Here is a 24,995-nt window from a genome sequence, read left to right on the forward strand (position 1 = left end):
CCGCCGTGGTGCTTGCGGTCGGCCTGCACGTCGGCGAACAGGCCGAGGGGGCGGACGCGGACCGGACCCTCGACCGGGCGCTTGTCGATCGCGGTGACGCCGATCGTGCCGGAGTCGGGCAGGAGCCGCTCGACGCGGCAGACGGCGGTCACCAGGGGCACGGCACCAGCATGCCGCACCGGAGCCCACTCGGAGAAGTCGGGACCCGCGCGTGACGAAGGACCGCTCCGTTCCGTCCCACCGGTGGAGGCCGTCACCACGGCCCGAGGAGGAACGACCATGACCGAGACCCCGATGCCGCCCACCGGCCCGCTCCACCGCCCTGCGCGGACGCACCTGCTCGCGCAGGCACGGGTCCGTGCCCTCGCCGCTCGGCCGGTCGGACCGTTCCGCGTGACCTCGGCGCACGCGTTCCGCGCGGGAGCCCGGTGAACGGGTCGTCCGCTCGTGCTCAGGAAGACCCCACCCGGCCCCGGTAGAAGGAACCCGTGCCCCACCAGCTCCTCACCGACCTCGACGACGCCGTCCTCGCGGGCCGGTCGTCCGACGGCGACGTCCGGGCGTTCGAGGTCCTCATCCGGCGGTACACACCGCTGTTGCGGGCCTACGCGCGGCGCACCCTCGGCTCGACCGACGAGCTCGACGACGTCGTGCAGGAGACCTTCATCACCGCTTGGGACCGGCTCGACCGGCTCGAGGACCCGAGCCGGGTCAAGTCCTGGCTCATGCGGATCCTCAGCCGGAAGTGCATCGACCGCATCCGTGCACGGCGCTTCCACGACGACGTCACCGAGATCGAGGTCGAGGCGCCGTCCGACGACGCCCCGGAGCGCGTGGCCGAGGCCCGTTCACGCGAGGAGGCCGTCGAGGCAGCGCTCCGCGAACTGCCCGAGCCGCAACGACGGTGCTGGCTCATGAAGGAGGTGCTCGAGTACTCGTACGACCAGATCGCCGAGGAACTCGAACTCCCCGCCTCGACCGTCCGCGGTCTGCTCTCCCGCGCCCGCAAGAACATGATCCGTCTCATGGAGGGATGGCGATGACCGACCCCGAGCACGTCCCGCTCGAGTCCCTCGAACCCGACGACCTCGACGGCCACTCGATCGACGAGTTGGCCGACTACCTCGACGCAGGCATGCAACCCGCCGACCCGTCCATCGACGACTCCCCGGCCTGCCAGAACGCGCTCGCAGCCCTCGTCCGGCTCCGGCAGACGTCCCTCGGGTCCCTCGAGGCCGCCGCCGCGCAGGAGGCCCCGGCCGACGAGTCCTGGGTGAGCGGGGTGCTCGCGAACATCTCGCTCGAGGCCCGCGCCGGCCGGGACGTCCCGCTCCGCCCCGCCGCTCCGACCGAACGGCCGGTGATGACCGAGGGCGCGATCCGGTCCCTCGTCCGGAGTGCCGGGGACGGGGTCGCCGACGCGCTCATCGCCCGCTGCACGCTCCAGGGCGACGTCACCGAGCTCGGCGCGCCGGTCCGGGTGGTCGTCGAGATCGCGGTGCGTTCCGGGGCCGCCATCCGCACGGTCGCGTCCGAGGTGCGTGAGACCGTCGCCGCCGTGCTCGCGGACCAGACCGACCTCGTCGTGGACTCAGTCGACGTCGTGGTCCGTGACCTGCTGCCCCGGACCGACGACACCGACGACACCGACTCCGCCGACGGCACAGCCGGCCACCGAGCCACGATCGCCGAGGAGGACGCATGAGCGCCACGGACGACACCCTGACCGCGGTCGAGACGGCCGTGCTGTCCGTCCCCGGCGTCGCCGACCTCTACCGCGCCCGCCCGACCCTCGGCAGCGCGGTGTCGGTCGTCAAGAACCTCGCCTCCCGGACGGCGCCGAGTCGCGTCGTCCTCGACGGCGACGTACTCCGCGTCGTCATCGGGACCGACGGGTCACGCCCGGCACCGACGATCGCCCACGAGGCGCACGCCGCCGCGCTCGCCGTCGCGACCGAGCACGGTGTTGCTCTCAGCCGCGTGGACGTCCGGGTGGCGCGCGTCGGCTGACCGCTCGGGCTGTCAGCGCCGGTCCGCCACCTCGAGCACCAACACGATCCCCGCGACGAGGACCGCCGTGGCGACGAGCGACACGGACGGGACGGCGACCGACGCCGCGATCGCCAGCGCGAGGACGACGACCGTGACGTTCCACCCGCGCGACAGCGACGGGCGCAGCGCGAGCGCCCAGATCGCGAGGACGAAGAGCGCCACCGGGACGGCGACCGTCGCGGCGACCGTCGCGTGCGAGAGGTCGGCCTCGCCGGCGTCGGCGCTCACCGCCACCTCGATGCCGGCGGGGAGCGCGCCGGCCGCGGCGAACACGACGTAGTGGCCGTACCCGAACACGAGGGCCGTCGGGAGCGACCGGATGTGCGCGTGCTGCTCTCGGGAGAAGTAGATCCACCACATGCCGGCGACGATCACGAGGCCCGTGGCGGCGAGCACGAGCAGCGGCCCGAGGTGCTCTGCGTCGGCGATGCCGTCGATGACCGCGCTCGCGGACGCGACGAGCCCCTCGCCGAGGACGATGAGCGTGAAGAGCGAGTACCGCTCCGCGATGTGCCGCGTGTGCCAGGGTGTGGTCCGCGACCCCTGCTCGGCGAACGGGGGCACGAGCACCTCGAGCAGGATCAGCACGGGCACCACCCACGGACGCGCGGCCTCGGGCAGGACCAGGGCGAGCACCCAGAGCACCTGGACGACGACGATGCCGACGGCGTAGCGGAGCGCCGTGCGGCGGTACTCGGGCGAGGACCCCGCGGCGCGGAGCCACTGCGCGACGAGGGCGAGCCGCATGAGGACGTACCCGACGACGACGACGGAGAAGTCGCCCTCGACCATGAGGGCGTGCACCCCGGCGGCCAGGACCAGCACGCCGGCCATCTGCACGAACGTCGTGACGCGGTAGAGCCAGTCGTCCGTGTCGAACGACGTGGCGAACCAGGTGAAGTTGATCCACGCCCACCAGATCGCGAAGAACACGAAGGCGTAGGAGACGATCGCGGAGGTGACGTGCCCCTCGGTCTCGATCTCGTGCAGGTTCGCCGCGGCGAACCCGACGGCGACGACGAAGACGAGGTCGAAGAGCAGCTCGAGGGGGCTCGCGGCGCGGTGCGGCTCGGCGGGGTCGCGGGGCGCCATGCGGCGCAGTCCGGTGGTGGTCACGGAGCATGCCTACCGCACTCCGGTCGCGACCAGTGGACACACGGGAGGCCTGTGGCGGACCCGCCACGGGCCTCCCAGCCGTCAGGTGCGCAGGATCAGTAGAAGTTCGACGCCTGCGAGTGCCCCCATGCGGCGCACGGCGTGCCGTAGGCGTCCGCGATGTACTGGAGGCCCCACTCGATCTGCGTGGTGGCGTTGGTCTGCCAGTCCGATCCCATCGTCGCCATCTTCGAGCCGGGGAGCGCCTGCGGGATGCCGGTCGCGCCACCGTTGCTGTTGACGGCGCGGTAGTTCCACCCGGACTCCTTGGTCCAGAGGTTGTCGAGGCACTGGAACTGGTCGGATCCCCAGCCGTACTGCGAGGACGCGAGCGAGCTGGCGGTCGCCTTCGCACCCGCGACGGTGTTGCCCGCCGCGAGCTTCCGGGCCCGCTCGGCGGCCTCGGCGGCTGCCTTCTCCGCAGCGGCCTCCTCCGCAGCGGCCTGCTCGGCCGCGGCGCGCTTCGCGTCGACGTCGGACTTGTCCTGCGCGGCGCTCGCCTCCGCGACCTGCTGCGTGGCGGCGACGGTGGACGCGATCCGGTTGGTCAACGCCGCGCCGGAGAGCATGCGGTAGTCGTCGAGGGCGTCGACGCGCTGCTCGAGCGTCGCGGTGTCGGTCTTGTGGTTCGCGTCGGCGAGCACGACCTGCGCGCTCGAGATCGTCGCCTGTGCCTGGGCGCGGTCCAGTGCGGTGCCGTCGAGCGCCGGAGCGGACGTCGGGCTCGCGGTCGGGACGCCGAGGGCCTCGCCGATCGCGGGCTGCGTCCCGACCAGGACCCCGCTGCCGGCGACCGCGAGGACGGCGGCACCGGCGGCGATGACGGTCGTCCGGTTGCGGAGCGCCCGTCGGACCCGGCGGGAGGGGGAGTCGAGGGCCTCGCGTCGGGTGGAGGCCGTGGTCGTGGGGAGTTCGGTGGTGCGTCGCTTCATCGGTTCCGGTGGTCGGCCGACTCGGGTGCGGACCGCTCCGGGCACGCCGGGGTGGGGGAGGCGTGGGTGCCGGGGACGGTGTGACCGTCGGGGGTCCGCGAGTCGGGTGAGGCCCGGACGGTGGTGTGGGGCCCGTCCGTCCGCCGTCCGGCGACCGTGGGGGTCGCGCCGAGGCGGAGCCGACACGATGACGCGTCACGCTGGGCAGCGCGTCCAGGAACACTGGCAGAACCGTCCGTCCACCCGTTGGTAACGGTTCGGTAACGGACTGGATCGGGGTCAGGAGGTGGGAGGTTCCTGGGTGCGCTCGCCCTGCGCGATGCGCTCGAGTGCGTCGAGGGCGTTCGCGATGGCGTCGACGTCCGAGGCGGGCAGGTCGTGGATGAGTTCCGCGACGATCCCGGTGCGCTGGGAGCGGGCTTCCTCGACGGCCGCGACACCGGCAGGCGTGGCGCTCACCATGAAGGCGCGACCGTCGCGGGGATCGGCCTCGCGCTCGATGAAGCCGCGCTGCTCGAGCTCGGTCAGGATCCGCGTCATGGTGGGCTTCGTGACCACCTCGAGGCGGGAGAGATCGCCCGGGCGCAGTGGGCCCTCACGCTCGATCGTGGCCAGCGCGGACACGATGCCGTACCCGAGCGAGGCGGAGTCGGTGCGGGCGCGTCGGTTGATGCGTCCGACCGCCGCCGCGAGTCGGGCCGCGATGGCGGTCCGGTCGGTCTCGCGAGCGCTCATGTCTGGCCTCCGGGGTCGGCTCTCAGGGGGTCGTCCAGATGCTACCGGGCGCCCTGAAGTCACCGGTACGGACGATCCTGTCCGTACGTACAGGGACGTCAGCGTTTCTCACCGGGGAGCTGGTGGATCGCCTCGGTCGCGAGCTCGGCGGCGATGTTGTCGCCTGCCTCCGTCGCGGCCCGGAGTCGCTTGAAGTCCTCCGTCATCCGGTCCCAGTCCACGAGCTCGTCGAGGTTCGGCAGGCGCAGGCGGAACCCGAGCCCGTCCGTGGTGTCGCGGCACACCCGCTGGAGGTCGGCGTTCCCGCACTCGGCGACGTAGAGACCGAACACGTCGAGGGCGTCGTGGTTCACAGCGGAGACGTCGTGGGCCTCGAACTCCGCGATCGTCGTGTCGAGCGCGGCGAGGATCTTCTTCCGCGCGGCGGACCCGAGCCGGGGGACCGCGAGACGGACGACCCCGCCGAACAGCACGCCGAGGGTCTGCAGTGCCTCGACGACCTCGTCCGGGTTCGGGGTGGTCACCCGGGTGTACCGGTTGGGCGCCATCTCGATGAGGCCGGCGCGGGCGAGCTGGCTGAGGGCTTCGCGGATGGGCGTGCGTGAGACGCCGAGCCACGCGATGAGTTCGTCGTCGTTGAGTCGTTCACCGGGCTCGAGCGTCCCGTCCATGATCGCGTCGTGGATCTTGGCGCGGACGGTGTCGCGGAGCAGCTGGTGCTCGGTCGGTGCGCTGGTCGGGACCGGCATCGGGGACCCTCCTCGAGGTCTGCTCGTCGAGCGGCCGACACTCCGGGTGCGGCCGTACGGTTCACCGTACCTGATATACGGTCAGCGGTCCGAGCGCGGACGGGGTGCCTGGGCGAGGTCCTCGAGGAGGCGGAGGGTCACAGGGTCCTCCACGCCGCCGTACCAGCGGTCGAGCGCGGCGCGGAAGGGTCCGGGGTCGGCCGCGGCTCGGGCGAAGAGCGTCAGGGACGACCGTGCCTTCACGGCGTCGATGCCGCCGAGCAGCGCCTCGGCGGACACCGCCGGGGCGTCGATGAGGACCGCGACGGCCTCGAGCAGCCGCGGCCCGAGCACGGGATCGGCGAGGTACCGCGCCGCCTGGTCGACGTCCGTGATCGCGAAGTGCTGCGCCGTCGGACTGCGGCCGAGCCCGGCGAGCTGCGGGAACACGAACCACATCCAGTGCGATCGCTTGCGACCGGCACGGAGCTCGGCCAACGCGGTGTCGTGCACGCCCTCCTGCGCGGTGACGAACCGGACGAGGTCTCGATCGGTCACCGAACCACCTCCCCCCACGCGTAGCGGACGGTCGTCGCGCCGACGACGAGCGCCGAGTCGGGCGCCCGGTCGAAGAGTCCGGGCAGTCCGACGGCTGCCGGCAGGTCGCCCGAGAGCTGCTCGACGCGAGCGGAGCGGATCGTCAGCGGCGGGTGCTGGCGCTGCCAGAAGACGGTCTGCGCGAGGTACCGCGCGTGGATGCCCGCGCGCGTGGTGAGCTCGACCGCGAGCGGATCGGTCGTGACGGGCCCGGCCACGACGCGGACCGCGGCGGCGTGTCGGGGCCGGGACGGGCCTCCCGGCTGGCTCGTCGGCGTCAGCCGTGCCGCGCGCGCGGCACGGAAGGGGTGGACGGCCCGGTTCGGGCGCCGTACGGAACGGTGCGCGACGGTGTCGCCGCGTCGTCGCGAGCCGGCGTGCGCGAAGGTGTACGGGACACCGAGCAGCGCGTGCGCCGCGACGATCGCCGGCACGTTGTCGGTGTCGACCGTCCGGTAGGCGACGCCGTGTCGACCGCGGTCGTCGACCGTGAGGACCTCGATCGTGACCTCGGTCATCGAACCGAGCCGCCCGGACGGCGGGAACGGGGGCACCTGCGTCTCCCGGAAGACGTACGCCGAGAGCCCGACCCAGGAGCTGCCGTCCACGACGTCCGGTCGGACACCGCGGGGGAGCATGCGCGCGAGGGCGTCCGGGTCGTGCCGCCAGTGTGCGAAGACCAGGTCCTCCCACGCGTGCACCGTGACCGGCCGGTGACGCAGCGGGACCGCCGCACGTGCCTCGCTCACCCGCCGTGCCGGCCCACGCGCGCCGCCCACCACACCAGGGGTGCCTGCAACGGCAGCCGGAGCACCGACACGAGGCGCATCGCCCGCGAGGACCGCGGGGAGTCGAGGAGGTCCTGCGCCATCTTGACGTTGGCGGGGAAGACCGCGAGGAACAGGGCCCCGGCCGCCCATCCCGCGGCACGACGGGTCCTGGGCACCGCGAGTCCCGCGGCGATGCCGAGCTCGGCGACACCGGACAACAGGGTCGTCAGGCGTGGCGGCAGGGCCTCGGGGACGATCCGGTCGTACGTGCGCGGACGGAGGAAGTGGGTGACACCGGCGCCGCCGAGCACGACCGCGAGGGCGGCAGCGGTGCGGTTGGCGCGTCTGGTGCGTTCACGTCGTCGCATGGCTCCATCGTGCTCGTCGCTCCCTCGGAACGGGCGGCGAGGTGGGTCAGTGTCAGGCCAGCGCGGTGGCGACCAGGTCGAGGACGGCCGCTGCCACCTCGGCCTTCGTCCCGGAGGTCTCCCGGACGACCTCGCCGCCCGGGGTGAGCACCTCGATGGCGTTCTCCTCGCGCTCGAAGCCCGACGACCACCCGACGTGGTTCACGACGAGGAGGTCCGGCGGCTTCCGGGCGATCTTCGCCCGTCCGAGCTCGATGCGCGCCGCGCGGTCGGGTTCCGTCTCGGCGGCGAACCCCACGATGATCTGCCCCGTCCGCCGGCTCGCCACGAGCTCGGCGAGCACGTCGGGGTTGCGGACGAGCTCGAGCGTGAGGGTCTCGCCCTGCGCGTCCTTCTTGAGCTTCTCCGCGTGGACCTCGGCGGGCCGGTAGTCCGCCACCGCCGCCGTCATCACGACCACGTCCGCCTCGACGGCTGCCGCGCGGACGGCGTCGGCGAGCTCGAGCGCGGACCCGACGGGCACCACCTCGACGTCGAGACCGGCGGTGAGCCCGGCGTCCACGTTCGCCGCGACGAGGGTGACCGTGGCCCCGCGCGCCGCGGCGTCCGCCGCGAACGCGACGCCCTGCCGCCCGCTGGACCGGTTGCCGACGAACCGGACGGGGTCGACGGGTTCGCGGGTGCCACCCGCCGTCACGAGGACGCGGACCCCGCGGAGGTCGCCGGCCGGGAGGGACGGTGCGGCCCCGGCGGACCGGCCCGCCTGGTCGGGGCGGCTGGTCCGGCCGCGGTGGCTGTTCGGGTCAGTGTGGCTGGTCCGGTCGGGGTGGCTGGTCTGGTCGAGCACCGCCAGTGCGGCCTCGACGATGTCCTCGGGCTCGGACATCCGGCCGATGCCGGCGTCGTCCCCGGTCAGGGCGCCGACGACCGGCCCGACGAAACGGACGCCCCGCGACCGCAGGGTCTCGACGTTCGCCCGGGTGGCCGGGTGCTCCCACATCTGCGGGTGCATCGCGGGTGCCACGACGACGGGCGCCTCCGTCGCGAGGAGCGTCGTGCCGAGCAGGTCGCCGGCGAGACCGGCTGCCATCCGGGCGAGGGCGTCCGCGGTCGCCGGGGCGATGACCACGAGGTCGGCGCGGCGGCCGAGCGCGACGTGACGGACCTCGGCGACGTCGTCCCAGACGCTCGTCGTCACCGGGTTGCGGCTGAGGGCCTCGAGGGTCGGGAGTCCGACGAACCGGAGGGCGCCCTCCGTGGGGACGACGTGGACCTCGTGGCCGCGCTTGACGAGGTCGCGGACGACCCCGACGGCCTTGTACGCGGCGATGCCCCCGGTGATGCCGACGACGACCGTGCGGGGGTGCTCTGCTCCTGCGCTCACGACCGTCACGCTACCGGCCGGCGCCCGTGCGAGGATCGGACCCATGTGCACCGTCGTCGTCCGCGTCGCGCCCGGTTCCGAGTGGCCGGTCACGGTGCTCGCCCTCCGCGACGAGTCGCCCGAGCGTCCGTGGGACCCGCCCGCGGCCTGGTGGCCTGACCGCGACCCCGGCGTCCGCGGCGTCCGCGACCGATCGGCAGGCGGGGCCTGGCTCGCCGCCTCCGACGCGGCAGGGCTCGCGGTCGTGCTCAACCGCGGCGAGCCGGTCCCGAGCGAGGACGGCACGTGGACGACCCGGGGCGTCGTGCCCCTCGACGCGGTCACCGGCGTCCTGCCCGGCCACGACGGCACCCTGCCCACCACCCGGGCGTTCAACCTCGTCCGGGCGACGGCCGCGGGCGCCGAGGTCGTGACGTGGGACGGCACCGAGGTCCGCACGACCGTGCTCCCGCCCGGCGTGCACATGGTCACGCACGGCGAGCCGGACGACCCCGCAGCGCCCCGCATCGGGCGGTGGCTCGAGGCCTTCCGGACGGCGGACGCCCCGGTCGCGCCCCCGGTCCTCGGACCCTTCGACGAACTCCGCACCGCGGACGCCGGCGAGGACGCGGGCGACGGCTGGAGCGGCTGGTTCGGCGTGCTCGCCGCCTCCGCCGAGCTGCCGACGGACCACCCGGACGCGATCCTCCGCGACGCGCACGAGGCCGAGGGACACATGACGACCCTGTCCATCGTCGCCGCGGCCGTCGGTCCGGAGCGGACCGTCCTGCAACACGCACGCCTGACCGAGCCCGGGCGCCTCGACGGCTCGGTCGAGCTGCACCGCGCCTGAGCCCCGATCGGACACGCCTGGCCGGTCCCCGCGCCTGAGCACACCCGCAGCGCCCCGTACGGGCGGGTCTTGTCGTGCGGGCGTAGCTTCGCGCTCCGTGACCACCCGGATCCGGAGCGTGCTCGTCGTCGGTGTCGCGGCGCTCGCCGTGATCGCCCTCGGCGCCTGCAGCGAGCAGCCGTCCGCCGCCGTCGGTGCGGAGTCGCGGCCGAGCGCCACCGCCCGCCCGACACCCACGCCGGGCCCAGCGATCCCCTGGGACCAGGCCGACGACGTCCGCGTGGTGGCCATCGGCGACTCGATCACCGGCGGGCACGGCCTGACCACCGCGGAGGCCTGGCCCGCGCTGATGGCGGACACGAACGGCTGGTCGCTCACGAACCTCTCCTGCGACGGTGCCGGGGTGGCCGCGCTCGGGGACGACGACGACTGCGCGAGCGCGTACGCGACGCTCGTCAAGCGCGCGGTGGACCTCCGGCCGCAGGTGGTCCTGCTGCAGGCGAGCTCGAACGACCTCGGGCTCGACACCGCCGAGATCCGGAGCGCCACCGACCAGGTCGTCGACGACGTGCACCGGCGTATGCCGCGCGCACGGGTGATCGGGCTCAGCGCGATCTGGAACCAGGACGCCCCGCCCGCGCAGCTCGCGAAGATCTCGAAGGCGATGCGCGTGGCACTCGAGCGCGAAGGCGGCACCTACGTCGACATCGGTGAGCCGTTGCGGGGGCACGCGAACTGGATGCAGCACGACGACGTGCACCCGACGGTGCAGGGTCAGCAGGCGATCGCGGCCGCGGTGACGGCGGCGTTCACGCGCGACGACGTGCAGTTCTGAGGGCCGTCGTGCGCCGGCCGTCCCGAGCCCTCCTGGTCGGCGCCGTCGCCGTGGCGGTCTTCGGTGTGCTGACCGGGTGCTCGTCGGACGTGTCGGCGGTGCTGCCGCTCGGACCGGTGCCGACCGGGGCGCGCGTGGTCGTCATCGGCGACTCGATCACGATCGGGCACGGACTCCGCCCTGCGCAGGCGTGGCCGGAGCTGCTCGCCGCGCGCGACCACCTCCGGCTGACCGACCTCGGGTGCGACGGTGCCGGGGTGCTCGCCGAGGGGGACGACCAGTGCTCGGCGACCTACGAGGAACTCGCGGAGGAGGCCGCCGCGCTGCACCCCGCCGTGGTCGTGCTGCAGGCCAGCTCGAACGACCTCGGGCAGGACGACGACGAGCTCGACGGTGCCAGTGCGCAGCTCGTCGAGGCGGTGCACCGGCTCCTGCCGCGGGCCCGGGTCGTCGGCGCCAGCGCCGTGTGGGACCAGGACGCCCCGCCCGCACAGCTCGCCGTGATCTCGGCGGCGCTGCACACCGCGGTGGCCGCGGTCGGCGGTTCCTGGCTCGACCTCGGGCAGCCGCTCCGTGCGCACCCGGCGTGGATGCAGTCCGACGACGTGCACCCCACCGCCCGTGGCCAGCGGGCACTCCTCGCCTCGGTGACCGCTGCCCTGGAGCGCGACCACCTGCGGTGGTGAGCCGACGACGCGGAGCGCACCGCGCCTCCAGGCCGGCCGGGCCGGACGAGCGGGCCGGACCGGACGAGCGGGCCGGACCGGACGAGCGGGCCGGACCGGACGAGCGGGCCGAACCGGCCGAAGCGGCCGCACCGGCCGAAGCGGCCGAACCGGCCGAACCGGCCGAGCCGATCAGGCGGGTGGGGTCGTGCCGGTGAGGTCCTCGGCGACCGACCACAGGGAGCGTGCGAGATCGGTGCTCCTGGCCGACCGGGGGATCGTCGACAGGGTCGTCGGTCCGGTCAGCCCGCCGAAGCCCGCCGGACCGTAGTACGCGCCGCCCGCGGCGTGCGGACCCACGGCGGCGTAGAGCAGCGGCTCCGAACCCTGCTCGACACCCTGGGTGAAGGGCAGCGCCCGGTCATGCGACCGCACGGGCTTCGAGCGGCCGAGGGACCGTCCGGCGGACTGCAGGTTCGTACGGGTGTAGCCGGGGTGGGCCGCGGTGCTCTGCAGGTCCCAGTCGCGCTCGGCCGTCAGCCGGTGCAGGTGCAGCGCGAGGAGCAGGTCGGCGAGCTTCGACTGGCCGTACGCCCGCCAGCCGTTGTACCCGCGCTCCCACTGCAGGTCCGCGAACCGGATGCTGCCGAAGACCGCGGCGAGGCTCGACATCGTCGCGACCCGCGGAGCCTCGGCGCGCAGCAGTGTCGGCAGCAGCAGGTTCGTCAGCGCGAACGGGCCGAGGAAGTTCGTCCCGAACTGGAGCTCGAAGCCGTCGACCGTCTCGAACCGCTTCGGCGGCGCCATCACCCCGGCGTTGTTCACGAGGACGTCGAGGGGGCGGTCGTCCGCGGTGATGCCGACGGCGAACCGCCGGACGCTCCCGAGGTCGGCGAGGTCGAGCTCGCGCACCTCGACGTCGGCGGCGGGGTGGGCCGCGCGGATCTCGCGGGCGGCGTCCTCGCCCTTGGACGGAGTGCGGACGGCGAGCACCACGGACGCGCCGGCGGCGGCGAGGCGCTTCGCGGTCTCCTTGCCCGTTCCGCTGTTCGCGCCGGTGACGACGATGCGGCGGCCGGTCTGGTCGGGGATCTGCGGCATGGGCGTGACGGTACTCGGGCCGGTTCGGCGCATGCTGCGCTCGGCGTCGCCTCGTGCTATTTTTATGCATACGCATTGAACTGGCAGGTCGCAGGAGGACCCATGAGCAACGCATTCGGCACCGACCGCCCCTCGGACGTGCCGCCGCCCGCACCCGACCGCGTCGGCCCGGTGCAGCTCGGCCTCGACACGTTCGGCGACGTCACCGAACTCGCGGACGGCACCGTCAAGTCCGACGCTCAGAGCATCCGCGACGTCGTCGAGCAGGCCGTCCTCGCCGACCAGATCGGCATCGACTTCATCGGTGTCGGCGAGCACCACCGCGCGGACTTCATCGTGAGCGCGCCCGAGGTCGTCCTCGCCGCGATCGCCGCCCGGACCTCGTCGATCCGTCTGGGCTCCGCCGTCACGGTGCTGTCCTCGGACGACCCGGTCCGGGTCTACGAGCGCTTCGCCACCGTCGACGCGATCTCGGACGGGCGCGCCGAGGTCATCCTCGGTCGCGGGTCCTTCACCGAGTCGTTCCCGCTGTTCGGGTACGAGCTGAGCGACTACGAGGTCCTCTTCGAGGAGAAGCTGCAGCTCTGGGCCGCCCTCCGCGGTGGCGACAAGGTCACCTGGTCCGGCACGAAGCGCGCCTCGCTCGTCGACCAGGACGTCTTCCCGAAGCTCGAGCACGGACCCATCCCGACCTGGATCGGCGTCGGCGGGTCGCCCCAGTCCGTCATCCGCGCCGCCTCCTACGGCATGCCGCTGTTCCTCGCGATCATCGGCGGCCAGCCCGCGCAGTTCGCCCCGTTCTCGCGCCTGTACCGCCAGGCGCTGACCCAGCTCGAGCTGCCGCAGCAGCCGATCGCGATGCACTCGCCCGGTTTCGTCGCCGCCACCGACGAAGAGGCCGCCGAGCGCTACTGGCCGTACCACAAGGCCGTCACCGACCAGCTCGGCCGGGAGCGCGGCTGGCCGCCCCTCGACGTCGCCGGGTACCGTGCCGGGCTCTCCGCCGGCGGCTCGCTGTACGTCGGCTCGCCCGAGACGGTCGCGCGCAAGATCGCGCGGAACATGCGGATCCTCGGCGTCTCGCGCTTCGACATGCGGTACGCGACGGGTCGCCTGCCGCACGACGACATGATGCGGTCGATCGAGCTCTACGGCACGCAGGTCGCGCCCCGGGTGCGGGAGCTCCTCGCGGAGCCGGTGCCGGTTCCCTGAGCACGGCGGTGCGGGCCGGTCGCGTGACCTCGTCACGCCCGGTCCGCCCCGGACGCACGGTGCGGGCCGGTCGCGTGAGTTCGTCACGCGCGGTCCGGCCTGGAGGCACGGCGCGCGCCCGTCACGCCGCTCTCGGCGTGCGCGGGTAGCGTCCGGCGCATGTCCCGGAACCCCGAGCCCACCGAACGACGCTTCCGCGGGAAGATCCTCGGCGTCGGCAGTACCTCCGGCGTCCGGATCGTCGTCGGGATGTGGGAGCGGTCGCCGTTCGGGCCGTTCACGGACGTGTTCCTCGAGCAGGCCGACGGCAGCTCGGTGCTCCTCGCGCCCGACGAGCTCGTCGCGGCGTACGTCTCGGGCACCTACCGGTTCGACACCGTCTCGGTCGTCGACGTCCGGACGCGCCGGACCACCCGTGGCCTCGAGCTCGACGCCGGACCCCTGCAGGCCTCGATCGACGTGGGCGGGATCTCGCCGCTCGGCCGGGTGCTCCGCATCGTCCCGAAGCCGGTCGCCCGGGACTGGCGGTGGCTCACCGTGATCGACCCGGTCGCCCGACTCCTCGCACCAGGGGCCGGGACGGCGGGGACGGCGGGGAACGGCCGCCGCGAGTACTACGGCGTGACCGGGGCGCACGACGTGACGGGTGTGCGGGGGACCTGGGCGGGAGCTCCGCTCGGGTCGATCGCCCCGCTGGACCCGCCGGTCGCGTTCGGCTTCGCGTCCATGCCGCGGATCCCGCAGGTCGTCGACGTCGAGACCACCATCCGCGAGCCCGCAGTCTGAGTCGCGGCGTCGGCGCGCCGCGACCGCGTGAGCCGGGGTGGCCGACCGCGTGAGCTGGCGCGCCGCGACCACGTGCGCCGGGGTGGCCGACCGCGCGAGCCGGGACGGCCGACCGCGCGAGCCGAGGTGACCGATCGCCGGGCGCTGCGGACCCGCACCGTGCCTCCAGGCAGACGCGTCCCAGCGTCCCGGAGCACACTGGTGCGAACGGAACGCGCCCCGGGGAGACCCGGCCGCACGTCGGGCACAACGGGGCGCACGACGAGGAGGACCAACCATGACCGACACCCAGGCCGACCAGCGAGCAGCCATCTCGGACATCGTCCACGGAGCCCGCACGGCGCTCCTCACCACGGTCAGCGCCGACGGAGCGCTGCACGCGCGGCCGCTCGCAGTGCAGGACAAGGCGTTCAACGGGACGCTCCGGTTCCTCGTGCAGGACGGCAGCGAAAAGGTCGAGGACATCGCCCGCAACCCGCACGTGAACGTCGCGATCGAGTCGCAGGGCGGGTACCTGTCCATCGCCGGTACCGCCACCGTGACCCGGGACGAGACCGTCATCGACGAGCTGTGGTCACCGTTCGCCGAGGCCTGGTTCCCCGAGGGCCGGAAGGACCCGTCGATCCGGCTCCTCACGGTCGAGGGGGACTCGGTCGAGTACTGGACCCAGGACACCGGCCCCGTGGGGAGCCTGGTGCAGACCCTCAAGGCCGCGCTCGGCAAGCAGAGCCAGCCGGACACGGGCGACCACGGGACGGTCGAGCTCTAGCGGGTCGAGGCCGCGCGGCCCGGTGTCCGGGCGGCTGCTGTGGAACGACGGAGCCGCTGTCGCACGACAGCGGCTTCGTCGTTCCACAGCGACACCGGGCGGGCCGGAGCCAGGCGCCGCGTCAGCGGGTCACGGGGGGCCGAGGAGCCACAGCACTGCCACGAGCACGGGCTGCCCGAGGAGCGCGCAGGTCACGAAGGTCCACCGCATCCAGGGCTTCGCGACGAGCTCCGGCGAGCCGAACAGCGGCGCCAGCGGCATGAGCAGACGGGGCGTCGACGCCATCGGGAGCGACACCGCGAAGATGTACAGCGCGTACGCGGCCGAGTACAGCACGGTCGTCTGCCCGAGCTTCCGGGTCGACCGGCGCAGCAGCCAGACGGGGTACGCCACGAGCAGGAACACGACGATGAACACCCCGCCGACGCCGAGCCACCGGAGCGCGATGAGGAACCACGGCGTCATCGGCGCGAAGTCGACCCGACCGATGAAGTTGACCCACCACGACATCTCGGTCTCGAGGTAGGCGTTCGGCGTCCCGGTCACGTGCGACGCGATGAGCGGCCAGGAGACCCCGGCGACGGCCATCACGAGCCCGGACGCGACGGCCGCGAGGCGCTCCCGCACCGGGAACCCGTCGAGGGTGCGGTCGGCCGTGGCGGGGGCGCGGTCCGCGCGACCGGCACGGACCCAGCGGACGAGCACGACCACGCCGAGCACGAGGGGGATCGCGAGGGCACCGGGACGCGTGAACGCCGCGACGACGCCGAGCAGGGTCAGGAGCCCGTAGCGACGACGCTCGAGGGCGAGGAGGGCGCCGAACGTCAGCGCGAGGAACGTGCTCTCCGCGTACCCGACCTGCAGCAGGAACGACAGCGGACCGCACGTGAAGAAGAACACCGCCCACATGCCCGCGCGGTGCCCGGCGTGGTCGCTGACGAGCCGGTACAGCAGGAACGCGGCGACGAGTCCGGCACCGAGGGCGATCAGCGGCGCTCCGACCTCGAAGGTGATGCCGGTGGACGCCGTGAGCATGCGGATGGCGAACGGGAAGGCCGGCAGGAACGCCCACGCGTTCTGCGTCACGTGCCCCGCTGCGTCCGTCGGCAGCGTCATCGGGTAGCCGTGCAGCGAGATCTGCTGGTAGTACTGCCCGTCCCACGCCGTCAGGAAGGTCAGGAAGCCGTGGTCGTTGCCCCAGATCGCGTTGGCCGGGAGCGCACGGCCGATCAGGGGGTACGCGAGCGCCAGCCAGAACGTCGACACGACGCGTCCGCCGAACCACACCAGGAGCACGGCGGACCAGGCCGGCAGGCTGGTCGCCAGGTCGGTGAACCGCCGTCGGCCGGTCGCGAGCGATCCGGAGAGCGTCGATTCGGGCGGCACGGGTCGAGGGTAGTCGTCCGTTCCCTGGGAGACCCAGCCGGGAGGCCCGCCCCACGTTGTGCAGGACGGAAAGCGGCCGTCCGGTGGCCGGTCCGCGCACTGCGCACCCGCCTACGGTGGACGGAACGACCCGACCGACAGGAGCACCATGCCGAAGACCGCCGTCGTCACCGACAACGCGCCGAAGCCCGCCGGACCCTACAGCCAGGGCATCGTCGCGAACGGCTTCCTCTACACCGCCGGCTTCGGCCCGCAGGACCCCGCCACGGGGGCGATGGCCGACGACGTGGCCGGGCAGACCGCACAGGTGTTGGCGAACATCGCGGCGGTCCTCGCCGAGCACGGGGCCACGCTCGACGACGTCGTGAAGTCGACCGTGCACCTCGAGCACTCCGACCGTGACTTCGCGGCGTTCAACGAGGAGTACGCGAAGCACTTCTCGCAGCCGTACCCGGTCCGCACGACGGTGCAGTCGCACCTCGCGGGCATCCTCGTCGAGATCGACGTCGTCGCGGTCCTGCCCTCCGCCTGAGCGGGTCCTCACCCGGCACGTGGTGCACTGCGCACCACCTGCCGGGTCGGCAGGGTCGTCCCTGCCGGGTGGTCCCGGTCAGGACGCCGTCGTCCGGGCCGGGTGGCGGAACGGGGTGCGGCGGAGACCGGCCCCGGACGTCGCCCCGGTGAGCGCGCCGTCGCGGAGCACGGGCACGCCGGCGACGAGGACGTCGTCGATGCCCTCGGCCAGCAGCATCGGCTCGGCGTACGTCGACCGGGCGCCCACCCGCTCGGGGTCCACGACCACGAGGTCCGCGGTCCAGCCCGGGGCGACGGCACCGCGGTGGCCGAGCTGGAAGCGGTCCGCAGGCAGCGTCGACAGGTGCTCCTGGACCTCCCACCACGAGAGCAGCCCGGTCCGTGCGTACTCGCCGAGGTAGCGCGCGAACGTGCCGTACGCCCGAGGGTGCGGGTGCGTCCCGACGAAGATGCCGTCCGAGCCGCCGGTGTGACCGCCGAACCGGTAGAGCTCCGCCAGCTCCGTCGACGTCCGCGGGCGGGGGACCCGCATCACGACGGTCACCTGGAGCTCGGAGTCGACGAGCACGTCGAGCGCGAGGTCGACCGGGTCGGTGCCCGTGGCCTCCGCCGCGTCCGCGAGGGTCCGGCCCTGCAGCGCGTGGAACTCCGCCGCCGGGACGTGCGACAGCGTGATCTGCTCCGCCCAGTCCGTCCCGAGGTCCGCGCGTCCGAGCACCCGGTCGAGCACGGCACCGCGGACCCGAGCACGACCACCGTCGACCGCCAGCGCCGCCGCGAGGTCGTCCGTACCCGGGCGGGCGAGGTCCGCCGGCAGGAGCAGCATCGACAGGATCGTGCACCCGCGCGAGTACGGGTAGGCGTCGAACGACAGCGGCACGCCCTGGGCGACCGCCCGTGCGAGTTCGTCGAGGGCGAGCCGCACGGGCGCGTGGAGGTGCGAGACGTGCGCGGACGCGCCGCTCGCACGGGAGATGCGGACGATCTCGTCGATGCCCGCGGCCACGTTCGACTCGTACCCGCCGCGCATGTGCGTCACGTACGGGCCCCGGGCAGCAGCCGACTCGGCGGCGAGGGCAGCGATCTCCGCCGTCGACGCGTGCAGCCCCGGCACGTAGTCGAGCCCGGTCGCGAGGCCGACCGCCCCGTCCGCCATGCCCTGTCGCACGAGCGCGCGCATGGTGTCGAGCTGGGCGTCGTCGGCCGGCCCCTCGTCGTCGCCCATCACCTCGTGCCGGACGGTGCCGGCGGGCACGAGCGTCGCGACGTTCAGTGGTGTCGTGCCGTCGTACGTCGCGAGCAGTCCGGCGATCCCGCCGCCGCGGTACGTCGGGTGCGGGCCGTCGATCGCCGCGAAGTACCGGGCGGCGTACGAGCCGTCGCCGGGTGCCGGTCCGACGCCGTCCTGGCCCGTGACGATCGTCGTGACACCCTGACGCAGGAGTGCGAGCTGCACGCCCTCGTCGAACACGAGCGACCCGGCGTGCGAGTGCGCGTCGACGAAACCGGGCATGACGATCCGGTCGGTGCAGTCGATCACCGCCGGTTCGGCGGGGACACGGAGCTGTTCGCCGACTGCGGTCACGCGGCCGTCCGCGACGAGGACGTCCCGGCGGTGGAACCGGGCGTCGTCCCCGACGATCGACCCGCCGGCGAGGAGCACCGGCTGCGTCGGCGTCGTCATCGGCTGAGCGCCGCGACGAGCCGTTCCGCGCGCGTGCGGAGGCCCTCGAGGTCCCCGTCCCGCAGGGCGTCCCCGACGAGCGGCGAACCGAGGCCGACCGCGACCGCACCCGCCGCGAGGTAGTCCGCCGCGTCGTCCACGCCGATGCCACCGGTGGGGATCACGTCGACGAAGTCGAGCGGCGCGAGCACCTGCTTGAGGAACGCCGGTCCGCCGAGCTGCGCGGCCGGGAAGACCTTGACCGCGCGCGCTCCGTGACGCCATGCCGTGACGATCTCCGTCGGCGTGGCCGCACCCGGGTACCAGCCGAGCCCCCGCTCGTGGGCGCGCTCGCCGATCGCGGGGTCGGTGTGCGGGCTGACCGCGAAGGTCGCTCCGAGCGCGGCGGCCTCGTCGAGCTGCCGGGGTTCGAGGACGGTGCCGACACCGACCGCGGCGGACGTGCCGTAGCGGTCGACCGCCCACGCGATGCCGTCCTGCCAGCGCGGGGTGTTCGTGGTGAGTTCGATCGCCCGGACCCCGGAGTCGACGAGCACCCGGATGACGTCCTCGACGTGCTCGCCGGTGCCGCCGCGCAGGATGGCGATCGCGGGTCCGGCCTCGTGGCGGTGCCGGGTCGCGGTGGTCGGTACAGCAGTGGCCGGTCCTGCCGTGCCGTCTGCTGCAGTGGTCGGTGCGGTGGTGTCCGTCATCGGGGGAGTCTCCTGTCGTGGGGCGACCATCAGCGGTCGACCCGGTCGTGCACGGCGTGGTCGACCTCCGACGCGTCCGTCACGGCGACCACCGCGTCGGGGTCGGGCAGCCGCCAGTCGCCCGCCACGGTGCAGGCGAGCGCGCCGGCGTCCGCCGCACGGTCGAGCGCCACGGCGGGAGCGGCACCGGTGAGGACCGCGGCGAGCCACCCGGCGACGAAGGCGTCCCCGGCGCCGACCGGGTCGACCACCCGCACGGGTGTCGCCGCACGACGGTGCAGGACACCGTCGACCGAGGCCACGGCGCCGCGCGAGCCGAGCTTCACCACCGCGGTGCCGTGGGCCAGTTCCGCGAGACCGCGGGCGACGTCGTCCTCGTCGTCCCGCTGTTCCTCGCGCCCGAGCACGAGCCGGGCCTCGTCGTCGCTCGCGAACACCACGGCCGACCGTTCGGCGACCGCGCGGTAGTGCCGCCGCGCGGTGTCCGGATCGATGAGCTTCGGCCGGTGGTTCACGTCGAAGGACACCGGGACCCCGGCGGCCTCGGCCCGGTCGAGCACCGCGTCGACGGTCGAACGGGAGCGGTCGGAGAGCGCCAGGGAGATCCCGCTGAGGTGCACGAGCGCGGCCTGCTCGACGAGTCCGGCCGGCACGTCCTCGGGTCCGACCGCCGAGCCGGCGGACCCCCGACGGTGGTAGGTCACGCGGGTCCGACCGTCAGCCAGCCGCTCCTTCATCATGAGTCCGGTCGAGCGGTCGGGATCGGGGACCGCCACCACGTCCACGCCTGCGCCGCGGACATCCGCCACGACGCGGTCGCCCGCCGGGTCGGTGCCGACGCGGCCGACCCACGTCGCCGGCACCCCGGCCCGGACGAGCCCGATCGCGACGTTGCTCTCGGCTCCGCCGGTGTCGACGTGCATGGTGTCCAGGTCGGGGACTGCTCCGACCGACCGGCCGCTGAGCAGGAGCATCGTCTCGCCGACGGTGACCACCCGCCGGGTCACCACGCGCTCCGGTTCGCTGCGGTCCGGTTCAGGGCCAGCTGTGCGGAGGACGACCCGAGCGCGACCGAGATCTCCTGTGCCGTCCGGACCACCCCGGACCCGAGGTCGCGGACCGCGGCCGCCGGGAACCGGGACGCGAGTCCGGAGATGCTCATCGCCCCGACGACCTGGTTCGCGTGGTCGAACACCGGCGCGGCCACGCACCGGATGTCCGGCTCGTTCTCGCGGTCGTCGATGCCGTAGCCGCGCTGGTGCGTCCGGTCGACCTCGCGACGCCAGCGCACGTCGTCCGTGATCGTGTGGTCGGTCATCGCGCGGACCGGTTCGGCGAGCACCCGGGCGAGCAGGTCCGGCTCCCCGAACGCCACGATCGCCTTGCCGGAGGCGGTGTTGCGCATCGGGAGGCGGTTGCCGATGCGTGAGCCCATCCGGACCGTCCCGCGCGTCTCGACCTTGTCGACGTAGACGATGTCGGTGCCGTCCGGCACGACGAGGTGGCAGGTGAGCCCGGTGCGTTCGGCGGTCCGGCGGAGGAACGGCGCCGCGGCCGCCCGGAGGTCGATGCCCTCGAGGTAGCTCTGGCCGAGGAGCAGCGCCCCGAGCCCGAGTGTGAACCCGGCATCGGCGGTCCGGCGGAGTAGGTCGGTCTCGACCATCGGGGCCGTCAGGCGGAGGACGGTCGACTTCGACGTCCCGAGTTCCGCGGCCAGGGTGCCGAGGCTGACCGACACCGCACCGTTCCGGGTGCGTTCGGCGACGTGGTCGAGCAGCCGGAGTCCGCGTCGGAGCGACAGCGCGGCGTTGCGGGCGGGGATGTCGGGCGGGGTGGTCACCGGAACTCCGTCTCGATCGTGTCGAGCACGGTGTCGTCGTCGGCGAGCACGAGGACCCGGCGCCACTTGTCGAACACCGTGCAGGGGTGGGAGATGCCGAACACCACGACGTCTCCCGGGGCGAGGGCGGGCGCCTCGGCGGTGCTCCGCAGGTAGCAGTGCTGGTCGTCCAGGCGGGTGACGGTGACCGACCCCGGAGCGGGAGCGACGGGGCGGGCGTCAGCCGTGCCTCCAGGCCGGACCTCGCGCACGACCGGCAGGCCCTCGTCGAAGCTGATGTCCCGCTTGCCGACGGCCACGAGGACCAGGCCGGGTTCCGGGGTCGAGGTGACCCGACCCCACACCCGGATGGCGGCCTCGAGCCGCCCTTCCTCGGGGTGGCGACCGAAGGGCGTCCGCTCGGCGTAGAAGCCGTCGTCGTGCGTCAGCGACGCTCCCGAGCGCAGCAGGACGTCGACGTCGCCGGGCCGGGCCTCGACGGCCTCGACGACGGCGTCGAACCAGGCGCTCCCGCCCATGCTCAGCAGCGTCCGGGGCATCGCGACGAGCTGGCGGACCGCTTCGGTGGCCGCGAGCACCCCGCTCACGTACTCGCGAGCCTCGTCGGGGCCGGGTAACCCGCCCTCGTAGCCGGTGACCCCGCGGAGCTCCAGCCCGGCGTCGTGCGCGGTCCGGGCGAGGGCGATCCCGTCCTCGGGCGACCGGACGCCCGTCCGACCACCCGGGAACCCGACCTCGACGAGCACCGGGAGCGGGCCGTGCGCGGCCGCGGCCTGGACGCCGGCGGGGGAGTCGACCTGGAAGAGGACGTCGGCGTCCGCGTCCTCGGCGCGACGACCCGCGATCCACGTGAGGCCGGCCGGGTCGAGCACCTCGTTCGCGATGAGGATCTGGTGGATGCCGTGCCGCCAGGCGACGACCGCCTGCTGGACCGAGGCGACGGTCACGCCCCACGCGCCGAGGTCGAGTTGCCGTCGGGCGAGCGCGGGTGCCATGTGGGTCTTCATGTGCGGCGCGAAGAGCAACCCGTGGCGGTCGACGTAGGCCTGCATCACGGCGGCGTTCGACGCGAGGGCGGACTCGCGGAGCGTCATCGCCGGCAGCAGGACGTCGTCGAGCACGTGCGTGGTCATCGGGCCTCCTCGTCGAGTACGGAGCGGGTGCGTGCGGCTCCTGCGGTGCTGCGGTGCCGCACTGCTGCCACGTTCGTCCGTCCGGCGCGGTCCGGACAACGATGCCGCCCGCTCCATTGTGCAGCGCAGAACGTCTGACGCGAGGGGCGGTCGAGAACCCGAGCAGGCATAGCATTTCGTTCGACATGACGACGACGACATCGACGCCCGCCCCTCGGCGGACCCGCAGCACGGCGGTGGCCGTGCTCGTGGCCGGCACCTTCTTCATGGAGCTGCTCGACGGCACGATCCTCGCGACCGCGGCGCCCGCGATGGGCCGCGACCTCGGGGTCGATTCGGCGGCGGTCGGTGTCGCCATCACGGCGTACCTCGTGACCCTCGCCGTGTTCATCCCGGTGAGCGGGTGGATCACCGACCGCGTCGGGTCCCGGACGGTGTTCGCCGCGGCGATCGCGCTCTTCACCGTCGCGTCCGCGCTGTGCGCCGCGTCGACGGGGCTCGTCGACCTGACGCTCTGGCGCATCCTGCAGGGCCTCGGCGGCGCGATGATGGTGCCGGTCGGCCGACTCGTCGTGCTCCGGAGTGCCGGACGCGACCAGCTCGTCACGGCGATCGCGATCCTGACCTGGCCGGCACTCGCGGCCCCGATCATCGCGCCGTTCGTCGGCGGGGTGCTCGTCGACACCCTGTCGTGGCACTGGATCTTCCTCATCAACATCCCGCTCGGGGTCGTCGCCTTCGTCGCCGCGCTCGTGCTCGTCCCCCAGGAGCGGGCGCCCGAGCGGGTGCCGTTCGACTGGCTCGGGTCCCTGCTCGCGTGCTTCGGGCTCGGGGCGCTCGTCGTGATGGCCTCGTTGCTCGCGCTCGACGCCGTCCCGGTCGTCGCGGTCGTCGTCTCCGGGGTCGTCGGAGCGGTCTGCTGCTGGCTCGCGATCCGGCACTTCCGACGGGCGCCGCACCCGATCATGGGGCTCGAGTCGTTCCGGCTCGAGACCTTCCGCGTGTCGCACGCCGGCGGCAGCCTCTTCCGCCTGGCCGTCTCGGCCGTGCCGTTCGTGCTGCCGCTGCTCTTCCAGGACGCCTGGGGGTGGAGCGCGGTGCTCGCCGGATCGGCGGTGCTGTGGGTCTTCGTCGGCAACCTCGGCATCAAGCCCATGACCACGCCGTTCCTCCGGTGGTTCGGGTACCGGCCGGTCATCGTCGTGTCGTCCGCCGTCGCCGCGCTCAGCGTCGTCGCGATGGCGTTCATGACCCCGGACACCCCGTTCTGGCTCCTGGCGGTGCTGCTCGTGGTGAGCGGAGCCGCACGGTCGGTCGGCTTCACCGCGTACAACACGATCGCGTTCGCCGACGTGGAGCAGGCGGACATGACCCCGGCGAACACGCTCTCCTCGACGCTGCAGCAGACCGCGGCGGGGTTCGGCGTCGCGGTCGCCGCCGTGGTCATCCGCGCCGCGGCCGGCCTCGACGGGTCGGGGCCGTACGTCGTGACGTTCTGGGTGATCGCGGCGCTGCTCGTCGTCGCGTGCGTCGAGGGCGTGCTCATGAGCCGGACGGCGGGGGAGACGGTCCGACCCGCCCGCCGGGTGCGGGTGCGCGCCTGACCGTGCGGCCGCGACCGTGCCGCCCCGCGATCGTGCCGCCCCGCGACCGTGCCGCCCCGCGACCGGCCCGGCCGCTGTCCGTTCGCGACCCGGTCACACGCACGAAACCCGTCCCGCGCTACAGTCTCAGCAACCTGCCGCTGAGGCCGAGTAGTTTCGCTCCGGCAGGGTGACCCGGTACCCCCGGACAGGACGCCACCCGGAACAGGAAGGCAGCATGGCCGCTCCACAGCAGCACGGGACGCTCGACCCCGACGCCGACGTGCAGCCGACCGCACTCCGCGTCGTCAGCTACAACCTGCGAGAGCACACCGCGAACGGCGAACTCGCGTCCCTGGCCGAGGCCTCCCAGGCGGACGTGCTGTGCGTGCAGGAGTGCGACTCCAACGACCTCGCGCCGACCGTCGGCGGGCTCTCGCTCGCGGCGTCGACGAAGGCGAACCGCCTCGGCCTCGCGATCTACAAGCGTGACGACCGCTTCGACCTGCAGGACTTCAGCATCCACTCGCTGCAGAAGTCCCTGCACGACCGCGTCCTCGCCCCGGCCCACGAGCGGCTCATCGCCATGCACCTGCGCGACCGTGAGGCGGACGCCGAGGTCATCGTGGCCTCCTTCCACGCGTCGCCGCTGACCGCCACGAACTCCCTGCGCCGCAAGCAGATCGAGGCCGCGCACCAGTTCGTCCGCGATCTCTCGAGCGAGGCGCCGGCGATCATGGTCGGTGACTTCAACTACCCCTGGTTCCAGACGAACCTGCGGCGGAAGATCGAGCAGCACGGCTTCGCGCTGTCGCTCTCGGACCAGCCGACGTACCTCCGCTACCGGAAGTTCACGGGGCACTTCGACTTCGCGACGAGCGTCGGCCTGCACATCGCCGGGGTCGAGACCCTGCCCGCCGGCGTCTCCGACCACCGACCGATCCTGGTCCGGGCGCACTACGAGCACCCGGGCGACACCGCGGGGTACCCCACGATCGACGCCCCCGCCGCCTGACGTACCCCCTGTGCGCGACCGGCGCACGCGCGACCGGCGCGCGCGCGACCAGCGCGCCGAACGGGTGTCGCGTTGGTCGCACGACCTGCCGTCAGCGTCGCGCGCTGGTCGCACGACTCGTCGGCTCGCCGGAAGGTGGGCGGCACGTCCTGCGACCGACGCGGGTGCGACACGGCCGCGCGACGGACGGGAGGCGCGGTGCCAGCC

The 24,995-nt window shown here is 73.6% G+C and carries 28 protein-coding genes and 1 pseudogene; 13 read left to right on the forward strand and 16 right to left on the reverse strand.

Annotation, left to right across the window (positions count from 1 at the left end; genetic code table 11):
* Positions 1–161, reverse strand: a pseudogene (locus ACSW7Y_RS06240) (MOSC domain-containing protein); the annotation flags it as partial.
* A 118-nt stretch (positions 162–279) separates the two neighbouring features.
* Between ACSW7Y_RS06240 and ACSW7Y_RS06245 the strand changes: the two are divergent.
* From ACSW7Y_RS06245 to ACSW7Y_RS06260, 4 genes are read left to right on the forward strand one after another with little or no spacing between them, the layout of a single operon-like run.
* The gene (locus tag ACSW7Y_RS06245) at positions 280–432 is read left to right on the forward strand and encodes a hypothetical protein (protein WP_438125456.1); all 153 of its coding nucleotides are present in this window, start codon (positions 280–282) and stop codon (positions 430–432) included.
* A gap of 56 nt (positions 433–488) precedes the next feature.
* Entirely contained in the window at positions 489–1,043 is a 555-nt protein-coding gene (locus ACSW7Y_RS06250) for an RNA polymerase sigma factor (RefSeq protein WP_438125457.1), read from the forward strand.
* Positions 1,034–1,705, forward strand: coding sequence for a hypothetical protein (locus ACSW7Y_RS06255; protein WP_438125458.1), 672 nt, complete (start codon positions 1,034–1,036; stop codon positions 1,703–1,705). Before ACSW7Y_RS06250 ends, ACSW7Y_RS06255 begins: the two co-directional genes overlap by 10 nt.
* A complete protein-coding gene (locus ACSW7Y_RS06260) occupies positions 1,702–2,010 on the forward strand; it encodes a hypothetical protein (RefSeq protein ID WP_438125459.1) in 309 nt (102 codons plus the stop codon). The genes ACSW7Y_RS06255 and ACSW7Y_RS06260 overlap by 4 nt, the downstream gene beginning before the upstream one ends.
* 12 nt (positions 2,011–2,022) lie before the next feature.
* Here the strand turns inward: ACSW7Y_RS06260 and ACSW7Y_RS06265 are convergent, their stop codons facing one another.
* The 8 genes from ACSW7Y_RS06265 to ACSW7Y_RS06300 form a co-directional block, all read right to left on the reverse strand.
* A complete protein-coding gene (locus tag ACSW7Y_RS06265) occupies positions 2,023–3,168 on the reverse strand; it encodes a low temperature requirement protein A (protein ID WP_438125460.1) in 1,146 nt (381 codons plus the stop codon).
* A gap of 95 nt (positions 3,169–3,263) precedes the next feature.
* Entirely contained in the window at positions 3,264–4,139 is an 876-nt protein-coding gene (locus tag ACSW7Y_RS06270; RefSeq protein ID WP_438125461.1) for a phospholipase, read from the reverse strand.
* A 279-nt stretch (positions 4,140–4,418) separates the two neighbouring features.
* The gene (locus ACSW7Y_RS06275; RefSeq protein WP_438125462.1) at positions 4,419–4,874 is read right to left on the reverse strand and encodes a MarR family winged helix-turn-helix transcriptional regulator; all 456 of its coding nucleotides are present in this window, start codon (positions 4,872–4,874) and stop codon (positions 4,419–4,421) included.
* 98 nt (positions 4,875–4,972) lie between these two features.
* The gene (locus ACSW7Y_RS06280; RefSeq protein ID WP_438125463.1) at positions 4,973–5,623 is read right to left on the reverse strand and encodes a GntR family transcriptional regulator; all 651 of its coding nucleotides are present in this window, start codon (positions 5,621–5,623) and stop codon (positions 4,973–4,975) included.
* An 81-nt stretch (positions 5,624–5,704) separates the two neighbouring features.
* Positions 5,705–6,160 carry a DUF1810 domain-containing protein gene (locus ACSW7Y_RS06285; protein ID WP_438125464.1) on the reverse strand — a complete coding sequence of 152 codons (456 nt, stop codon included), beginning with the start codon at positions 6,158–6,160 and terminating at the stop codon, positions 5,705–5,707.
* Complete coding sequence (locus ACSW7Y_RS06290; protein WP_438125465.1) at positions 6,157–6,948, reverse strand: DUF2071 domain-containing protein; 792 nt, start codon at positions 6,946–6,948, stop codon at positions 6,157–6,159. Before ACSW7Y_RS06290 ends, ACSW7Y_RS06285 begins: the two co-directional genes overlap by 4 nt.
* Positions 6,945–7,337 (reverse strand): DoxX family protein, encoded by a 393-nt coding sequence (locus ACSW7Y_RS06295; protein WP_438125466.1) that lies wholly within the window; start codon positions 7,335–7,337, stop codon positions 6,945–6,947. Before ACSW7Y_RS06295 ends, ACSW7Y_RS06290 begins: the two co-directional genes overlap by 4 nt.
* Before the next feature lie 52 nt (positions 7,338–7,389).
* A complete protein-coding gene (locus ACSW7Y_RS06300; RefSeq protein WP_438125467.1) occupies positions 7,390–8,766 on the reverse strand; it encodes a bifunctional phosphopantothenoylcysteine decarboxylase/phosphopantothenate synthase in 1,377 nt (458 codons plus the stop codon).
* Here ACSW7Y_RS06300 and ACSW7Y_RS06305 point away from each other — a divergent pair.
* The 3 genes from ACSW7Y_RS06305 to ACSW7Y_RS06315 all read left to right on the forward strand — a co-directional run bounded on the left by ACSW7Y_RS06305 (position 8,765) and on the right by ACSW7Y_RS06315 (position 11,074).
* Complete coding sequence (locus ACSW7Y_RS06305; RefSeq protein WP_438125468.1) at positions 8,765–9,553, forward strand: NRDE family protein; 789 nt, start codon at positions 8,765–8,767, stop codon at positions 9,551–9,553. The two genes, ACSW7Y_RS06300 and ACSW7Y_RS06305, sit on opposite strands and share 2 nt — an antisense overlap.
* A 97-nt stretch (positions 9,554–9,650) precedes the next feature.
* The gene (locus ACSW7Y_RS06310) at positions 9,651–10,388 is read left to right on the forward strand and encodes an SGNH/GDSL hydrolase family protein (RefSeq protein WP_438125469.1); all 738 of its coding nucleotides are present in this window, start codon (positions 9,651–9,653) and stop codon (positions 10,386–10,388) included.
* A gap of 8 nt (positions 10,389–10,396) precedes the next feature.
* A complete protein-coding gene (locus ACSW7Y_RS06315) occupies positions 10,397–11,074 on the forward strand; it encodes an SGNH/GDSL hydrolase family protein (RefSeq protein WP_438125470.1) in 678 nt (225 codons plus the stop codon).
* 171 nt (positions 11,075–11,245) lie between these two features.
* Here ACSW7Y_RS06315 and ACSW7Y_RS06320 read toward each other — a convergent pair whose 3' ends face one another.
* Positions 11,246–12,154 (reverse strand): SDR family oxidoreductase, encoded by a 909-nt coding sequence (locus ACSW7Y_RS06320; protein WP_438125471.1) that lies wholly within the window; start codon positions 12,152–12,154, stop codon positions 11,246–11,248.
* Between the two features lie 102 nt (positions 12,155–12,256).
* On the opposite strand from ACSW7Y_RS06320, the gene ACSW7Y_RS06325 reads away from it, so the two are divergent.
* From ACSW7Y_RS06325 to ACSW7Y_RS06335, 3 genes are all read left to right on the forward strand, one after another.
* On the forward strand, positions 12,257–13,366 hold the full coding sequence (locus ACSW7Y_RS06325; RefSeq protein WP_438125472.1) for an LLM class flavin-dependent oxidoreductase: 1,110 nt from the start codon (positions 12,257–12,259) through the stop codon (positions 13,364–13,366).
* Between the two features lie 159 nt (positions 13,367–13,525).
* A complete protein-coding gene (locus ACSW7Y_RS06330; protein WP_438125473.1) occupies positions 13,526–14,152 on the forward strand; it encodes a hypothetical protein in 627 nt (208 codons plus the stop codon).
* A 277-nt stretch (positions 14,153–14,429) separates the two neighbouring features.
* On the forward strand, positions 14,430–14,921 hold the full coding sequence (locus ACSW7Y_RS06335) for a pyridoxamine 5'-phosphate oxidase family protein (RefSeq protein WP_438125474.1): 492 nt from the start codon (positions 14,430–14,432) through the stop codon (positions 14,919–14,921).
* A 129-nt stretch (positions 14,922–15,050) separates the two neighbouring features.
* Here the strand turns inward: ACSW7Y_RS06335 and ACSW7Y_RS06340 are convergent, their stop codons facing one another.
* Positions 15,051–16,307 (reverse strand): hypothetical protein, encoded by a 1,257-nt coding sequence (locus tag ACSW7Y_RS06340; RefSeq protein ID WP_438125475.1) that lies wholly within the window; start codon positions 16,305–16,307, stop codon positions 15,051–15,053.
* Between the two features lie 148 nt (positions 16,308–16,455).
* On the opposite strand from ACSW7Y_RS06340, the gene ACSW7Y_RS06345 reads away from it, so the two are divergent.
* The gene (locus ACSW7Y_RS06345) at positions 16,456–16,839 is read left to right on the forward strand and encodes a RidA family protein (RefSeq protein ID WP_438125476.1); all 384 of its coding nucleotides are present in this window, start codon (positions 16,456–16,458) and stop codon (positions 16,837–16,839) included.
* A gap of 78 nt (positions 16,840–16,917) precedes the next feature.
* On the opposite strand, the gene ACSW7Y_RS06350 is transcribed toward ACSW7Y_RS06345, so the two are convergent.
* Genes ACSW7Y_RS06350 through ACSW7Y_RS06370 form a run of 5 tightly spaced genes read right to left on the reverse strand, consistent with a single transcriptional unit; the run spans position 16,918 to position 22,190 of the window.
* On the reverse strand, positions 16,918–18,525 hold the full coding sequence (locus ACSW7Y_RS06350; protein ID WP_438125477.1) for an N-acyl-D-amino-acid deacylase family protein: 1,608 nt from the start codon (positions 18,523–18,525) through the stop codon (positions 16,918–16,920).
* Entirely contained in the window at positions 18,522–19,217 is a 696-nt protein-coding gene (locus ACSW7Y_RS06355) for a bifunctional 4-hydroxy-2-oxoglutarate aldolase/2-dehydro-3-deoxy-phosphogluconate aldolase (RefSeq protein ID WP_438125478.1), read from the reverse strand. Before ACSW7Y_RS06355 ends, ACSW7Y_RS06350 begins: the two co-directional genes overlap by 4 nt.
* A gap of 29 nt (positions 19,218–19,246) precedes the next feature.
* Positions 19,247–20,224, reverse strand: coding sequence for a sugar kinase (locus ACSW7Y_RS06360; protein ID WP_438125479.1), 978 nt, complete (start codon positions 20,222–20,224; stop codon positions 19,247–19,249).
* Positions 20,221–21,057: an IclR family transcriptional regulator gene (locus ACSW7Y_RS06365; protein WP_438125480.1), complete on the reverse strand. Its 837-nt coding sequence runs from the start codon at positions 21,055–21,057 to the stop codon at positions 20,221–20,223. Before ACSW7Y_RS06365 ends, ACSW7Y_RS06360 begins: the two co-directional genes overlap by 4 nt.
* A complete protein-coding gene (locus tag ACSW7Y_RS06370) occupies positions 21,054–22,190 on the reverse strand; it encodes an alanine racemase (RefSeq protein ID WP_438125481.1) in 1,137 nt (378 codons plus the stop codon). The genes ACSW7Y_RS06365 and ACSW7Y_RS06370 overlap by 4 nt, the downstream gene beginning before the upstream one ends.
* Before the next feature lie 185 nt (positions 22,191–22,375).
* On the opposite strand from ACSW7Y_RS06370, the gene ACSW7Y_RS06375 reads away from it, so the two are divergent.
* Positions 22,376–23,794 carry an MFS transporter gene (locus ACSW7Y_RS06375; protein WP_438125482.1) on the forward strand — a complete coding sequence of 473 codons (1,419 nt, stop codon included), beginning with the start codon at positions 22,376–22,378 and terminating at the stop codon, positions 23,792–23,794.
* Between the two features lie 217 nt (positions 23,795–24,011).
* A complete protein-coding gene (locus tag ACSW7Y_RS06380; protein WP_438125483.1) occupies positions 24,012–24,788 on the forward strand; it encodes an endonuclease/exonuclease/phosphatase family protein in 777 nt (258 codons plus the stop codon).
* Positions 24,789–24,995: the final 207 nt, after the last annotated feature.

Source organism: Curtobacterium flaccumfaciens (assembly GCF_051548005.1).
In the GTDB taxonomy this organism is placed as follows: domain Bacteria; phylum Actinomycetota; class Actinomycetes; order Actinomycetales; family Microbacteriaceae; genus Curtobacterium.